This is a genomic window from Pseudomonas sp. ES1, assembly GCF_050586605.1.
In the GTDB taxonomy this organism is placed as follows: domain Bacteria; phylum Pseudomonadota; class Gammaproteobacteria; order Pseudomonadales; family Pseudomonadaceae; genus Aquipseudomonas; species Aquipseudomonas sichuanensis.
Genome location: NZ_JBOBDM010000049.1, coordinates 14,491 through 28,261, shown reverse-complemented (window position 1 = coordinate 28,261; position 13,771 = coordinate 14,491). Strand labels below are relative to the sequence as shown.

Sequence of the window (13,771 nt, the reverse complement as noted above, 5' to 3'; positions counted from 1 at the left end):
CAAGCCGGCTCCCACAGGTACAGCGCATGTCTTGAGATCGGCGCTTGTGGGAGCCGGCTTGCCGGCGATGGGCCGCACAGCGGCCCTACTGCAGGTTGTGGTATCAGGCAAACGCCCCTTCGATGAACGCCTCCAACGCCTGAGCCTCGATGATCTCGATGGAAAAATGCCCAAAGCGCTTGGGCAGCCAGATGATCCGCGCCCCGGCCGGCGATTGCAGGTCACTGCGTGCCAGCGGCTGGCCATTCTCGTTCTCTGGCTGCACGCCGTTGGCCAGCAACTGGTCATAGGCCACTTCGATGTCCGGCGTCGAGTAGCAATGGCGGTAGATCATGCCTTCGCCGTGCTCGTCCAGCAGCACCTTGAGGTTGCCCGCCAGCGGTTGCACCAGCATGAACCGCTCCTGGCCCATGCGGGCGATGGCGTAGCGCACGTGCAGGCCGCCGCGCTCCCACACCTGGGTGGTGGAGATCTCGGCGCCGAGGATCTGCTGGTAGTAGGCGCAGGCCGGTTCGAGCTGGTTGACCAGTACATCCACGTGGCTGAACGTGAGTTGCATCGTGACACTCCCCTGGCTGAGGGGGTGGAGCATAACCCAGCCTATGGGCTCAATGGCGGACCAGGTACGCGCCCAATGGCACCCGGCCTTTGAGTTTCTTGCATTTCACCGGCGCGGGTTGATGGCCTGGCGGGCGGTCGGGGAACCAGATGCGGCATTTGCCGGGAGGTGGGCGCAAACCTCGCGGTATCTCGTTTGGCTCGCTACCCAGAGCGGCAATGGGCTGCAGCGGTGGAGCGGATGGCCTCGCGGCGATGGCGTCTTGCACGGGAACCGTCACCGCCCTGGTTGGCACAACGCCTGTGCGCTGGGCAGTCTGTGCCGCTGCGATCAATTGCAGGTTGCGGTTGCGCAACGCCTGGTTGGCGCCTATCCGCAGGTTGGAGCGGGCCGCCAGGGTTTCGGCCTGCTGGAACTGGCCCTGTTGAAGACGCAATACACCGAGGTAGTGCAGGGTGGCGGGATTGTTCGGCTGGATATGCAGGGCACGCTCCAGGGTTGCCGCCGCCTGGTCGGGATGGCCATCGGCGTACTGCTGCGAGGCGGTTTCGATCAGCTGGGTAGAGGCGTTGTTGCTTCTGGCGGTGGCTGAGCGCTCGCTGGCCAGGGGGTAGGGCGATGTGGTTGCACTGAGCAACAGCAGCAAGGCCGACAGCGTGCGGGGGCTTGGCATCAGGGATGGGCTCGACAAGGGGTTGGCTGCCGGTTGGGGGAGGGATTGGGCAGACAGGCTGGGCTGTCTGACTTGGTGGATACAGAGACGTAATCGACAGTGCGGAAGGGATGAAGTTCTGGTTTGCAAGGCGCGTTTAGGCGTGTTTGCGATGGGCTGCTTTCGACCCTGAATGGCCGACAGCACAGGCCTAATGGAGAGCATTGTTCCTGTGAGCCAATCAGCGTCTTTCGGTCCGAAATGAGGTAGGGTGCTTGAATCAGCAGGCTCAAACGCCACCCATTAAGACGTGGATCAAATAAATGTCAGTAGACCCTTTCCGTATACCTACAGACGCCGATATCGCAGAAGCTGAACGCGTACTCAAGTTTCGCTTTCCAGATCAGTATGTCCGCTTCTTGAAGGGAGGTAGTAACGTCGAAAATGCCGTGCTGGATGCTGCGTTGATAGTGAGAGGGTGTAGCTACTTAGATATATTCGAAATCTCAGCGTTTGCTTGGGATCACGCAGGTGTACCACGTGATTGGCTACCTTTCATTGAAGACAATGGTGACTACTTTCTAATTTCAGAATCTGGCGCTGTTCGATACTGGTCGCATAACGGAAGCACAGATGAGCATTGGCCTTCATTCTCTGCATGGTTTCAACAAGTCTGCATAGAGTGCCGGTAGGAATGAAATTTCGCTGTGTCTTGTTTTTACGTCTTGCTGCCCTGAGTGAAAGGCAGCTTTGGGACGAAAGCAGCCCGTGACGAGTGTCTACCTCCGACCCGAAGCAGTCATTCACGCGCTGCTATCGGCTGGGTGTGGTCAGCCGCCTTTCCTTCCGGTAAGTCCGTCCACCTTCGTCTCGGCAGCTGTCCTGCACAGCGCACAGATCCCCCAGTCATCAAAGCACACGTGCAACAATGCTGTGATTGAGCAGGCCCAGCGCGACCAGACACTGAAGCTGCTCCTTTAAAGCCGCCTGCTCCGCTTTCGATGTGAATGGATCTATGATCTGGTATTGGCGATCACACCAGTGCGTTATCTCCGACAACCAATACGTCTGCCTTGCGGGCTCGTTACCTAAAGACTTCAGCAAATACGCTACCTGCTGCCATATCGCTAACAGCTGAAGTAGTTTTTGACGACGCATGTCTGAAAGCTCGTGCCATTGATCATCCAGTCTGGCGCCCACGCCCACACTTATCGCAGCCCAGGGCAGATCGCCCAAACGGGCGATCAATACATTGAATACCTTGTCAGACGTATCATTCAGCGCGTCGAGTAGGTCACATGAACGCCACTCACCCGGTAAACACATGGCCGAAATTCGAACGGATGGATAGCCAGACGCTAGTGCCGCCCTCAACCAAGCTTCAGGGAGTTTGACACTGAGATCCCTGGCTAGGCCCAACACACCCAGCCAATCTGCCTTGCGGTTTGGTTTTTGCTGTGTCAGTTGCTCTGCCAGCACACCCGATGCATCAACCCCATATCGGGGAGCTGCCCAGAGGGCCAAATTGCGTACTGCAGCAGAGCCATTGAGCAATGCTTGTTGCAATAGAGGCTTCGGGTCCTCAAGAACAGGCAACAGTGCCCGCATTATTAGTGTACGGACTCTGGCAATCGATCGGGGAAGAGCGTCGAGTAGCAGGGCGTGGGCTGGTGTCGTCGCCAACGCCTCGCACGCATCGACAGCAGCCAGACGAACATTCAATTCACGATGGGACAGAGCCTCCCGCAGAAGGGGCTCCGGAGAATCGCTGGCATCCAAAAGCAACGCGAACAAATAGCATGCCGCTTTACTTTGTTGCGCCAGAAAGCTGGCATGGACTTCACTGCGCACATCGGGCATTTGCAGCAACGCTTGCACCTTGGCCAAGGTGACCTCGTGATCGCCCCGTCGGCGCACGGCAAGTGCCATCAGCGGGCCCAATGCAAATAACAGGGAGCTGACATGCTCACGCTTCAGATACGCTTGCATACCGATTTCGGCCAGATGGCGAACTTGAGGAACCCAGTCATTGAGTCGCTCGATCAGCGCCAGTAAGGCTTCGGGAGAAGGGCTGTTTGATAACTCTCTGACTGCCACTTCACGAACGAAACCGTTGGGATGCTGGCTAAGATCTGACCATGCGCCGCTTCCTGCGGTGCTCGCAATCAGTTCCAACGCGTGGTTACGCTGCTGATCAGCCCAAGAGGAGCTACTAAGCGGCTTGGCTTTGATCCAATTCAGCCAACTGAGAGCGCTCATTGACACAACCCTTCCATGAATATCGGCTAATGATTTTAGATATTGTGCAGTGGTACTGGAAGGCTATTAGCTCGACCTAAAATCTACAGATCTACTATTTTCTGCGTCCAGGTGAAGCCAAGCGATCTTGGTATGAATCGGCGACCACAGTCGTCGGCGGCTCTGAAGTATGGTGAGATGACCACATCTGGCCGATAGCAGTTCGCGAAGGGTAGCTACGGGTCGAAAGCGGTCAATCACAACCGGCAGCTTTCGACCCAACGCGGACACCCGCAGCTGTGCTGCAGCCCATAGCAGAGCTTAGTTCCCCATCACTTCACCCAGCGCCTGCTCAAGGGTACTGACCGTGCGCTCGATATTATTCAGTTTTTCCAGCCCGAACAGCCCGATACGGAAAGTCTGGAAGTCGGCCGGCTCGTCACATTGCAACGGCACGCCGGCAGCTATCTGCAGGCCGTGCGCGGCAAATTTCTTACCGCTCTTGATGTCGGCATCATCGGTGTAGCTCACCACTACGCCCGGGGCCTGAAACCCGGCCGCAGCCACGCTTTTGATGCCTTTGCCGGTCAACATGGCACGTACCCGATCGCCCAGCGCCCACTGTTCGTCGCGGAGCTTGTCGAAACCACAGGCTTGCATCTCGTTCATCACGTCGTTGAATCGCGCCAGAGCATCGCTGGGCATGGTCGCATGGTAGGCATGCCCGCCCTGCTCGTAGGCCTGCATGATCTGCAGCCACTTTTTCAGGTCGCAGGCAAAGCTGCTGCTTTGCGTGTGCTCGATGCGCTCGAGGGCCAAAGCACTGAACATCACCAGGGCGCAGCAAGGGGAGGCGCTCCAGCCTTTCTGCGGTGCGCTGATCAGCAGGTCGACGGCGCACTTGTGCATATCGACCCAAAGCGTGCCTGAGGCGATGCAATCCAGCACGAACAGGCCGCCCACCGCATGCACGGCGTCGCCGACGGCCCGCAGGTAATCGTCGGGCAGGATGATCCCGGATGAGGTTTCAACGTGGGGGGCGAAGACCATCTGCGGCTTGTGCGTTTCGATGGCCGCCAGCACTTCGTCCAGTGGCGGGGGCGCGTAGGCTGCCTGGCGGCCGGCGTCGACCGGCCGGGCTTTGAGCACCGTGGTGGCCGCCGGGATGTTGCCCATCTCGAGGATCTGGCTCCAGCGATAACTGAACCAGCCGTTGCGGATCACCAGGCATTGCTGGTCGGTGGCGAACTGTCGCGCTACCGATTCCATGCCGAAGGTACCGCTGCCCGGCACTACCGCAACTGCCTGGGCGTTGTAGACCTGCTTCAGGGTCTTGGAGATGTTCCTCATCACCCCTTGAAACGTCTGCGACATGTGATTGAGCGAGCGGTCGGTATAGACCACCGAGTACTCGACCAGCCCCTCGGGATCAATACTGGGATAAAGCTTCGACATGCGGTGACTCCTTTACCAGAGATGTCATTGGTATGGACCCTGTACCGAGCCCTGGCAAATGACAATGTTGACCGGGACTGCAGTCTCGGACTGCTGCCTGCGGGGCTGGACGTTCAAGTTAGCAGCCTGGCAGCTCAGATGCTTGTGGGGGCGGGTTTAACGGAACGCCGAACCACCGAGCTGTCTTTCTTGTAGCCAGGTGATTGCTCCAGGAAAGCTGCGATCAGCGACGCAACTTGCTGCTGAATAGCATCCCGCGCCCGGCCGTTCTCGCCATCCCGGCAAATGATGCCATCCCCCGGGACTTCTGCCTCGAGCACGGACTGCGCGCCCGGTTTGCACATCGACATGAAGGTGAAATGGCTGGCATCGCTGATCTCGACGTAACGACTGGACGCAGCGGGCAGGCGTTTGGCCAGGTTGGCCGACTCCAGTTCCGCGGGAAGTTCACGCGACGGTACGCCCGCTGCGATCACCAGGGCGGGTACCGGCAGGGCGGCCAGGCTTCGATCGGTCAGCCCCCGCGAAAGGCCCAGGTCCAGCGTGACCACGGCCGTGACGCGTTGGTCGCGCCAATCGGCGCCCAACGCAGCCTTGGACTCTATGGAGCCTGCAGGTTTCATCTGTGCGTAAACGGTGCAACTGGCTAACTCTGGATGGGTGTTGCAGTCCTGTTCGAAGCGCTCTGGGTCGAAGCGCGCCCCGGCGATCTCCAAGGCGGTCCAGCCGCCGAGCGAGTGGCCCACGGCTGCAATTCGGCCATCGGCAACCGCACCGAATTTTTCAGGTTGAGCGATGACCCCATCAATGGTCCGACCCAGATCAAGAGGGCGCTGCCATAACTGTGCCGCTGCTTGCGGGCTGCGGTCATGGGTCGTGCTGCCAGGGTGATTGACTGCGGCGACGATATAGCCTTTGCGAGCCAGGGCGCTGGCCAGCCAGACCTGATTGCGCCAGTTGCCCTGGTAGCCATGGGACAGCACCACCAACGGATGTTTACCGCCAGCAGGCGGTGCGTCAGGCATGGCAGAAGCACCGACAAACACCTGATTGTCGCCGATCAGTTGCGTGTCGGTGATGGCTTTGCTCGGGTACCAGACCACCACCTCCAATGCACGGTCATTGTGCGGATCCGTCAGCGTGGAGGCGCGAAAGCCGACGGAGTTGCCGTCGGCCCATACGCTGGTTGTCAGGCAGGCCAGCAACAGTGCGGCGAATGTTGTTTTCAATGTCGTCTCTTCCTTGATCAGACGCGTGCATGGCACTCGAATCCGCCACAGGGCGTATCTACCCTCCAAGGGCGTCGTAGCTAATGTGGTGGTCCTCGAAGGTGGACATTAAAGCCCGGATTCGAACCACGTCCAGGCAAAATGCGCTAACCCTTTCAGGCGGGCTGGGCCGCCAGGCTGTTGCTGACGTTACGCCCCAGCACCAGCACCGTGACGAACCCGCAGCCCACCAGTGCCGTGGCCAGGCTCAACAGCACAGAGCTGCCCAGCTGGTCGACGATCCGCCCGCCAAAGAACGAGCCCAGCGCGATGATCACCTGGAACATGGCGACGAACAGCGGCATGCCGCGTTCGACATCCTTGGGCGCCACCACGAACATCCAGATGCTGGCGCAGGCCGGGAAGGCGCCAAAGGCGAAGCCCCAGAGCGCGATCAGCATCGCCGCGCCGGTCATGCCGGTGGCGAAGTAGGGGAACAGCGCGGTGCTGATAGCGATCATCAGTGCCACCAGCATCAGCGTGTGGCGCACGCTGCGGTTGGCGGCGAAGCCGGCGAACAGGTTGCCCAGCACCCCGGCCACGCCATAGAGCAGCAGCAACGAGCCAATGGTCGGCCCATCGAAGCCGGCACTCTGTTTGAAGAACGGCGCGACATAGGTGTACGCGGCAAAGTGCGCCAGGCCGATCAGCAGTACCGCGATCAAGCCCACCCGTGCCTGTGGGTTGATGAACAAGGCCGGCAGGTCGCTGACGCGGATCGCCCGGTCCGGGTTGAGCCGCGGCAGCAGGAAGACCTGCGCCAGCAGCACCGGCACGCCCACCAGCGCGGTGGCCAGGAAAGTCATGCGCCAGCCCATCAGGCCGCTCAGCCAGGTGCCGACGGGCACGCCCAGCACGGTGGCCAGGGTCACACCGACCATGATGATCGAGGTGGCCTGGGCCACGCCCACGCCCTTGGGCGCAAGGCGGCCGCTGAGGGCAATGGCAGTGGCCCAGAAGCCACCGATGCTGATGCCCAGCAACACGCGGCCGAACAGCAGCAGGCTGAAGTCGCTGGCGTAGGCCACGACGGCGTTGGCGATGATCATGACCAGGGTCAGGCCGATCAGCAGGTAGCGGCGGTCCAGGGCGCCGATGCCCACCGACAGCAAGGGGGCGGCGAGGGCGGCCATGATGCCGGGCAGGGTCACCATCAGGCCGGCCTGGCCGGCGCTGATGCCCAGGTCGCTGGCGACATCGTTGAGTACGCCCACCGGGAGAAACTCGCTGGTCACCAGGGCGAAGGCGCCCACGGCGACCGAGAGAATCGCCAGCCACTGCTGGCTGACGCTCTGTTGATCATGTTCGGGAAGGCCCTGAGGGGCCTGGCTGGCGCTTGGCATGGTACTGGGTTCCAAGGGGGAAGGTCGCCTGAAGGCAGGCGCGGGGAGCGGGAGGCAATTGGGAGGCGATTATAAGAGCCGGTTTTGCCAACCCGACAGACGGGGCCTTCGATAGTAATCATCAGTGCAATCGATAAGACACGCCGGGCCGCCGTACGCGACCGGGCAGTGAGTTGCTATGCTGCCGGCCTCATCGGCAACGACAAGGACGTTTGGAGATGACCGCAACCCTGCGTCAGGCTTCGCCTGGTGATATCGAGCTGCTGTTCGATATCCGCACCAGCGTGAAACAGAACCACCTCTCCCGTGAACAACTGCATGCCATGGGCATCACGGCGGCCACACTCGCCGACGCCATCGGCAGTGGCCCCTGCGCCTGGATTGCCGAATGGCATCAGGAGCCTGCCGGATTTGTCATGGTCGATCACGAAGAAGGGGAGGTATTCGCCCTGTTCGTGCGCCCCCGGCATGAAGGCAAAGGCTTGGGGCGCTTGCTGTTGCAGCGGGCGGAACAAGCGCTGTTCCAGCGCCACGAGCGGATCCATCTGACCACTGACGGCAATGAGGTCATTCGGGCGAATGGTTTTTACCGGCGATTGGGGTGGACCTGCACCGAGGCGGTGGATGACCGGGATGTGCGCTATGAGAAGCTTCGCGTAGAGGGCTGATCGCAGAGACCGAGCCACTTACAGGGCGTATTGCGCGATCCCATGACCAAACGACCAGTTCTCCTTGCGCACCTCGACCAGGTTGATGAACACATCCTCCAGGCGCACCCCCGCCTGCTGGTTGAGCCCTTCGGCAATGGCCAGATACAGCGCCTTCTTCTGCTCGACGGTGCGCCCTTCGCTGAGGGTGATCTGGATGAACACCTGGCCGTCCGTGCGCTGGATGCCCAGGTACTGCGGGTCGTTCACCAGGCGGTCAGTGTCGTGCTCGGTCAAGACCTGGAAGTTGTCGTGGTCGGGCACATTGATCGTGCTTTTCATGGCGGCATAGACAACTTGGCCGATCCTCGGCAGATGGCTGGCGTCGGGGTTTCGTTTGATATCGATGCGGACCAGAGGCACGAGCGGCTCCTTGGCGAGTGGGCAGGCTGTACAGCAGCGTAGACAGGATCGCGCCGATTCACCTGCAGGATAAGCGGCCGTGCCTGCTGTATGATGCGCGCCCGCTAACGGAGCAGCCCATGGCCAAAGACATCGATAACCCCTGCGTCTCGCTGTGCCAGCTCAACAGCGAGTTGTGCGTGAGCTGTGGCCGCACCCGCGAAGAAATCCGCAAATGGCGCGGCATGAAGCGCCCGGAGAAGATGGCGACGGTGCAGCGCGCCGCCACCCGGATGAAGGCCATCGTCAAGAAGAACGCCAAACGCCAGGCGAGCGAGTAGCGCCGCGTTCAGAAGCTCTCCAGGCCAGCCTCGATGCCGGCCTGCTGCGCCAGTTCGATCATGCTGTCGACCTGGTCGGCCGCGACGATGCAGCCCACATACTCGTCGTCGCCGGTGTCCAACTGCAGGAAGCGTTTGCCCTGGCCCGCCAGCCAATGGTCGAAGCCGCTCAGCACCTGGGCCATGGTCTGTGTGCCGTTGTGTTCATAGACATAGTGTTCGGTCACACCGCTCGCCTTGACCAGGTGAGGGGCCAGGTACTCGAAACTGTCGAAACCGTTCCAGTCGACGGCCAGCAGCGCCCGCTGTTCAAGCGGCAAGGCTTTGTCCGGGGCCAGCAAGGCCAGGCTCAGCGCGCTGGCCGGCTCCTCGCCCTGGCCGTAGATGCGCAGCACCCGCCTGACCAGCCGGGCGCGCTCCTGCTCGGGCAGGTGCGCCAGCAGGGCTTGGGTGAAGGCCTTGAGGCCTGGGCGGTAGGGGTGCAGCTCGCGCATGATCGCGGCATCGCTGAGCGTCGGCTCATCCGGTGGCGGCTGGGTGAAACGGCCGCCGAACAAACGGTCGAAAAGTCCCATTCTGTGTCCTGTGTTCTCCGTGACGGGCTCAACAGAGCATAGCCACTGCCATGTACCAAGGCAGGCGCCGGTACTTTCACAGGAATAATTGGCCCGGAACAAACTGTGGGAGCTGGCTTGCCAGCGATGCGCCACGCGGGCGGCGCTCGATCTCATAGGCGCTACAGAAACACCGGCAGGCACCTGGTGGCCTTCACCCAGTCTCCCGCCATGCACCGCATGAAGTCGCGATCATGTCTCAATCAGTCGACAGCGGGTTCCCGGCCAGTGCCTGGTTGACCGCCAGCCAGCCATTGACCGCCGCTTCCCCGGCCTCGGCAAACACCCGCTCCAGCAGCTTCACCTGCTCACGGCGCAGGGCCTGTTCCAGGCGCGCGCCTTCTTCGGTCAGTTGCAGCAGGCGCATGCGCTTGTCGGCCTCGGACGGCAGGCTGTCCACCAAGCGCATCTCCATCAACTGGCGCAGCGGCATGTTCAACGCCTGTTTGCTCACCCCGAGCACGGCCAGCAGTTCCTTGACGCTCAGGTTCGGGTAACGGGCGATGAAAAACACGATTCGCTGGTGCACCCGGCCCAGGCCCCGGCGTTCGAGCATTTCGTCAGCCTTGGCGGTGAACGCCTGGTAGCCGAAGAAGAAAGCCTCCATGGCTTGTTGCTGTGAAGTTGGGTTCTTAAGGTCAAGCATGTTGACTTATCCGTGAGGGTCGTCGTAATTTCGGTCAAGCAGTTTGACTTATTTCTTCCACGCCCCGCTACCGGTGATCCCATGGCCTTTTCTGAACGTGTCACACGCTTAAAGAGTTCCCTGATCCGTGAAATCCTAGCCGCGGCCCAGCGCCCGGAGGTGATGTCGTTCGCCGGCGGCCTGCCGGCCGAGGCCATGCTGCCCAAGGTGGTGTGGGATGAAATGCCGGTCGCCATGGGCCAGTACGGCATGAGCGAGGGCGAGCCGGCCCTGCGCGAGGCCTTGGCGGCCGAGGCGCGGGCGTTGGGTATCGAGTGCCAGGCCAGCCAGGTGCTGGTGGTCAGCGGCTCGCAGCAGGCGCTGGACCTGGCGGCCAAGCTGTACCTGGACAAGGGCACCGAAGTACTGCTGGAAGCCCCGACCTACCTGGCCGCGCTGCAGATCTTCCAGCTGTTCGGCGCCGATTGCCTGGCCGTGCCGATGCAAGCCGACGGGCCGGACCTGGCCGCCTTGCGCCAGCGCCTGCAACAGCATCACCCGGCGTTCATCTACCTGATCCCGACCTTCCAGAACCCGTCCGGCCTGCGCTACAGCGAGGCCAAGCGCGACGCAGTGGCAGCATTGCTGGACGAGTTCGGCGTCACCTTGATCGAAGACGAGCCTTACCGCGAACTGAGTTTCGACGGTGGCAGCGCCACACCCATCGTCAGCCGCCTGCGCAAGGCCAGCTGGATCTACACCGGCACCGTGTCTAAAACCTTGCTGCCGGGGTTGCGGGTCGGCTACTTGATCGCCAGCCCTGATCTATTCCCATACCTGCTGCGGCTCAAGCAGGCCGCCGACCTGCACACCAACCGTGTCGGCCAGTGGCAGGTGCTGCAGTGGTTGGGCAGCGAGCAACATCAGCAGCACCTGGGGACCCTGCGTAACTACTACCGCGAGCGCCGCGATGCGTTCCAGGCCGCGCTGCAAACGCACTTCGCCGACCTTGCCGACTGGCAGCAGCCCGAGGGCGGGCTGTTCTTCTGGCTGACCCTCAAGCAGCCGCTGGATACCCGCACCTTGCTGGCGGCTGCATTGGCGGTGGATGTGGCGTTCATGCCGGGCGAGCCGTTCTTCCCAGAGCCGGACCAGCATCATGGGCATTTGCGGCTGAACTTCAGCCATGTGGCGCCGGGGCAGTTGGAGGAAGGGTTGCGACGCCTTGCGCAGGTGGTGCGGGAGGGGCAGCGGGCGAGGGCGGCGTGAATCTTCGCTGACGCTAATGGTCTCGTGGGAGCGGGCTTGCCCCGCGATAGAGTGTTGCACTTGCCATCAGGCATTTCTCGACCATCCTTCTTTCTGGCGCTCCCCCACGCTGCCCAAGGAGATTCACGGATGTTCAAGCATCGCTTCGTCCCCGCCATGCTGCTGGGCGCATTGGCCCTGGCCCTCACGGCCTGCAGCAGCATCGACGCCCGCACCACTGAATATGTCGGTGCGCCGCACCCGGCGCCAACCCTGCCGGGCAACGTGGAGATCCTGCGCAGCGAGCCGACCCGGCCCCATGTGCGCTTGGGCGAGATCGTGGTTGATGCCGGTACCGATGGGTCGGCTTCGGTCAGTGAAATCGAGCAGAAGTTGCGCAGCGAGGCTGCAGGCATTGGTGGCGATGCCGTTGTGGTTGTGTATGACCGCATCCAGCCGGTAGCGGCTTATGTCAGCGGGCCGTTGTGGGACCGCGATATCCGCTCCATCGAGGGGCGCAAGTTGAAGGGCATTGTCATTCGCTATAACCGCTGAATCGGGAGCGCGGACCATGCGCAGGCTGTGGCGAAAGTACCTCGACCTGCTTGAGGCCGACCTGAGCACCAAAGTCTTCGACAACTTCAAGAACTTGCTGGTGTGCGCGCTGCTGTTTGCGGCGGGGACCGAGGCTATTCATGGCAATCAGCAGGTTTTGCTCGGGCTGTGGGTTTCCAGCTTTACCGGGTGGGGGTTGATCCTGGTGTCGGCGTTGTTGTTGCTGCTCAATGTCAGCGATACCTTGCATCGATTGGCCAAGTTGCCCTATCACACGGTGTTGCAGGTGATCTTGTGCGTGCTTTATCTGGTGCTGGCTTCGCGGGTGGTTGAGATTGTGTGGAGTTTTCGGGCGGAGTAAGCCTTGAGTCTGGCGCAGCGTCATCAGCGCGCACCTCTGAATCGAGGTGAACTAACAAGGCGGACAGTGATGACCTTGCAGGAGTGACTGGCCCGAAACAGATGTGGGAGCTGGCTTGCCAGCGATGCGCCGCGCGGGCGGTGCTCGATCTCATGGGCGCTGCAAAAATACCGGCAGGCACCTGGTGGCCTTCACCCAATATTCCGACATGCACCTGGTGGCCATTACCCAATCCTGATTACCCAAGGCTGGCGGTGTGACGCCCAAAGGCCTGTCTTGGGGTCGCATGCGGGCCACCAGGTGCACGCCGACAAATTTGCAGCGCTCTCAAGATCGAGCGCCGCCCGCGCGGCGCATCGCTGGCAAGCCAGCTCCCACATCTGTTTCGGGCCAGTTATTCCTGATGTTTCGCCGATATATGCCTTGGTGGCATGACACGGAATCTCGGTGCGCGCTGACGGCCCCATGTCCTACATGAATGAATCGGATTTTCCCTCTTCTGCGTAGGTCCTTTCCGAAGCATGCTTCCAAGGCTTTTGCGCCATCGAACTGAGGTCTAGTCTCGCCCAGCCGCTGCAAATTCAGCGGCCGGGTCTGCAAGCCCGTGCGGGACAACTAGATCAGCAACACCATCAGTCTTCGGCTTCTGGCACCTGACTGTGCTTTATGGTGGCTGCGTGCGGGTGACCTTCGGGTCAGCCGGGCTTTCTCTAGTTGCCCCGGTCTTGCAGGCCCGTACGTAGCCGCCACCTCTTCACCTGCAAGTGATTGGGCGGCGGTCCGATAAGCACAACTAGAGACTGTCGCCATGCTCAAAATCGTCCCCGACCCACCCCATTCCCCCGATACCCCCCAATACCTCGAAGACACCCTGGTCGAAGCCATGGAGCACGCCCTGTGCGGCCTGGCCGTGGCCCATCAATCCATCACCTACCTGCCCCGATCACCGGCCACCGTCATGCTGATGACCGTGATGCACGAACTCGAAGCCCTGCGCACCCTGATGGAATGCGCGCTGGCCCAGTTGCAGCGCAGGGCACAGCCCAGCGAGCACAGGCTGCACTGAGCGCCTGCACTCACTCCCCAATCGAGGCATTCACATGAATAACGACTTACCCGAAGGCATCGGCAAACTCGGCTACACCGTCGGCTCGGCCACTTGCATCGCGGGCGTGGGCGAGGGCAAGCGGCTGTTTCGCGTAGAGCCCGGCAACTGCGCCGACCACGCCCTGGACCAGGCCAGCGAACTGCTGGACAGCGCCCGCCGGGCGTCATTCATTGGCGTGATGGACAACGACCCGGTGCTGGTCTGGGCCGGGTATTTTCTCGGCGATCTGGCCAAGGCCCTGATGGATGACGCACACATGGGCATGCGCAAAACCCCATGAGCAAACGGCCGGGCGGCCCGTTAGCGGTCGCCCGGCGGCATGCCAAGACATTCGCTGGCGAATCCCGGATAATAC

General features: G+C 61.5%; 17 protein-coding genes. 8 read left to right on the top strand and 9 right to left on the bottom strand.

The window, feature by feature from the left end:
* Positions 1-103 precede the first annotated feature (103 nt).
* Both ACQ4N9_RS19505 and ACQ4N9_RS19500 read right to left on the bottom strand, forming a co-directional pair.
* Complete coding sequence (locus ACQ4N9_RS19505) at positions 104-559, bottom strand: VOC family protein (RefSeq protein WP_125858265.1); 456 nt, start codon at positions 557-559, stop codon at positions 104-106.
* 49 nt (positions 560-608) lie between these two features.
* Positions 609-1,232 carry a tetratricopeptide repeat protein gene (locus tag ACQ4N9_RS19500; RefSeq protein WP_390967912.1) on the bottom strand — a complete coding sequence of 208 codons (624 nt, stop codon included), beginning with the start codon at positions 1,230-1,232 and terminating at the stop codon, positions 609-611.
* A gap of 302 nt (positions 1,233-1,534) precedes the next feature.
* Here ACQ4N9_RS19500 and ACQ4N9_RS19495 point away from each other — a divergent pair, with 302 nt between their 5' ends.
* On the top strand, positions 1,535-1,903 hold the full coding sequence (locus ACQ4N9_RS19495) for an SMI1/KNR4 family protein (protein WP_390967913.1): 369 nt from the start codon (positions 1,535-1,537) through the stop codon (positions 1,901-1,903).
* A gap of 217 nt (positions 1,904-2,120) precedes the next feature.
* Here ACQ4N9_RS19495 and ACQ4N9_RS19490 read toward each other — a convergent pair whose 3' ends face one another.
* From ACQ4N9_RS19490 to ACQ4N9_RS19475, 4 genes are all read right to left on the bottom strand, one after another.
* Positions 2,121-3,470, bottom strand: a complete 1,350-nt coding sequence (locus ACQ4N9_RS19490) for a PBS lyase (RefSeq protein WP_390967914.1) — start codon at positions 3,468-3,470, stop codon at positions 2,121-2,123.
* Positions 3,471-3,770: 300 nt separating this feature from the next.
* Positions 3,771-4,904, bottom strand: coding sequence for an aminotransferase class V-fold PLP-dependent enzyme (locus tag ACQ4N9_RS19485; RefSeq protein ID WP_390967915.1), 1,134 nt, complete (start codon positions 4,902-4,904; stop codon positions 3,771-3,773).
* Positions 4,905-5,038: 134 nt separating this feature from the next.
* Positions 5,039-6,133, bottom strand: a complete 1,095-nt coding sequence (locus tag ACQ4N9_RS19480) for an alpha/beta hydrolase family protein (RefSeq protein WP_390967916.1) — start codon at positions 6,131-6,133, stop codon at positions 5,039-5,041.
* Between the two features lie 155 nt (positions 6,134-6,288).
* The gene (locus ACQ4N9_RS19475) at positions 6,289-7,515 is read right to left on the bottom strand and encodes an MFS transporter (protein WP_323833580.1); all 1,227 of its coding nucleotides are present in this window, start codon (positions 7,513-7,515) and stop codon (positions 6,289-6,291) included.
* 218 nt (positions 7,516-7,733) lie between these two features.
* Here ACQ4N9_RS19475 and ACQ4N9_RS19470 point away from each other — a divergent pair, with 218 nt between their 5' ends.
* Entirely contained in the window at positions 7,734-8,183 is a 450-nt protein-coding gene (locus ACQ4N9_RS19470; protein WP_390967917.1) for a GNAT family N-acetyltransferase, read from the top strand.
* Between the two features lie 18 nt (positions 8,184-8,201).
* Here ACQ4N9_RS19470 and ACQ4N9_RS19465 read toward each other — a convergent pair whose 3' ends face one another.
* Complete coding sequence (locus tag ACQ4N9_RS19465; RefSeq protein WP_390967918.1) at positions 8,202-8,585, bottom strand: tautomerase family protein; 384 nt, start codon at positions 8,583-8,585, stop codon at positions 8,202-8,204.
* 119 nt (positions 8,586-8,704) lie between these two features.
* Between ACQ4N9_RS19465 and ACQ4N9_RS19460 the strand changes: the two genes are divergently transcribed.
* The gene (locus ACQ4N9_RS19460; protein WP_258706262.1) at positions 8,705-8,905 is read left to right on the top strand and encodes a DUF1289 domain-containing protein; all 201 of its coding nucleotides are present in this window, start codon (positions 8,705-8,707) and stop codon (positions 8,903-8,905) included.
* An 8-nt stretch (positions 8,906-8,913) separates the two neighbouring features.
* Here the strand turns inward: ACQ4N9_RS19460 and ACQ4N9_RS19455 are convergent, their stop codons facing one another.
* Together ACQ4N9_RS19455 and ACQ4N9_RS19450 are read right to left on the bottom strand one after the other, a co-directional pair.
* Positions 8,914-9,480, bottom strand: coding sequence for a DUF6630 family protein (locus tag ACQ4N9_RS19455; RefSeq protein WP_390967919.1), 567 nt, complete (start codon positions 9,478-9,480; stop codon positions 8,914-8,916).
* 238 nt (positions 9,481-9,718) lie between these two features.
* Positions 9,719-10,165, bottom strand: coding sequence for a MarR family transcriptional regulator (locus tag ACQ4N9_RS19450; RefSeq protein WP_390967920.1), 447 nt, complete (start codon positions 10,163-10,165; stop codon positions 9,719-9,721).
* An 81-nt stretch (positions 10,166-10,246) separates the two neighbouring features.
* Here ACQ4N9_RS19450 and ACQ4N9_RS19445 point away from each other — a divergent pair, with 81 nt between their 5' ends.
* The 5 genes from ACQ4N9_RS19445 (at position 10,247) to ACQ4N9_RS19425 (ending at position 13,696) form a co-directional block, all read left to right on the top strand.
* The gene (locus ACQ4N9_RS19445) at positions 10,247-11,413 is read left to right on the top strand and encodes a PLP-dependent aminotransferase family protein (protein ID WP_390967921.1); all 1,167 of its coding nucleotides are present in this window, start codon (positions 10,247-10,249) and stop codon (positions 11,411-11,413) included.
* Positions 11,414-11,542: 129 nt separating this feature from the next.
* Complete coding sequence (locus ACQ4N9_RS19440) at positions 11,543-11,947, top strand: hypothetical protein (RefSeq protein WP_110995235.1); 405 nt, start codon at positions 11,543-11,545, stop codon at positions 11,945-11,947.
* Positions 11,948-11,963: 16 nt separating this feature from the next.
* Positions 11,964-12,308 carry a hypothetical protein gene (locus tag ACQ4N9_RS19435; RefSeq protein WP_125463653.1) on the top strand — a complete coding sequence of 115 codons (345 nt, stop codon included), beginning with the start codon at positions 11,964-11,966 and terminating at the stop codon, positions 12,306-12,308.
* An 808-nt stretch (positions 12,309-13,116) separates the two neighbouring features.
* Complete coding sequence (locus tag ACQ4N9_RS19430) at positions 13,117-13,374, top strand: hypothetical protein (protein ID WP_390967922.1); 258 nt, start codon at positions 13,117-13,119, stop codon at positions 13,372-13,374.
* Positions 13,375-13,408: 34 nt separating this feature from the next.
* A complete protein-coding gene (locus ACQ4N9_RS19425) occupies positions 13,409-13,696 on the top strand; it encodes a DUF3077 domain-containing protein (RefSeq protein WP_390967923.1) in 288 nt (95 codons plus the stop codon).
* Positions 13,697-13,771 lie beyond the last annotated feature (75 nt).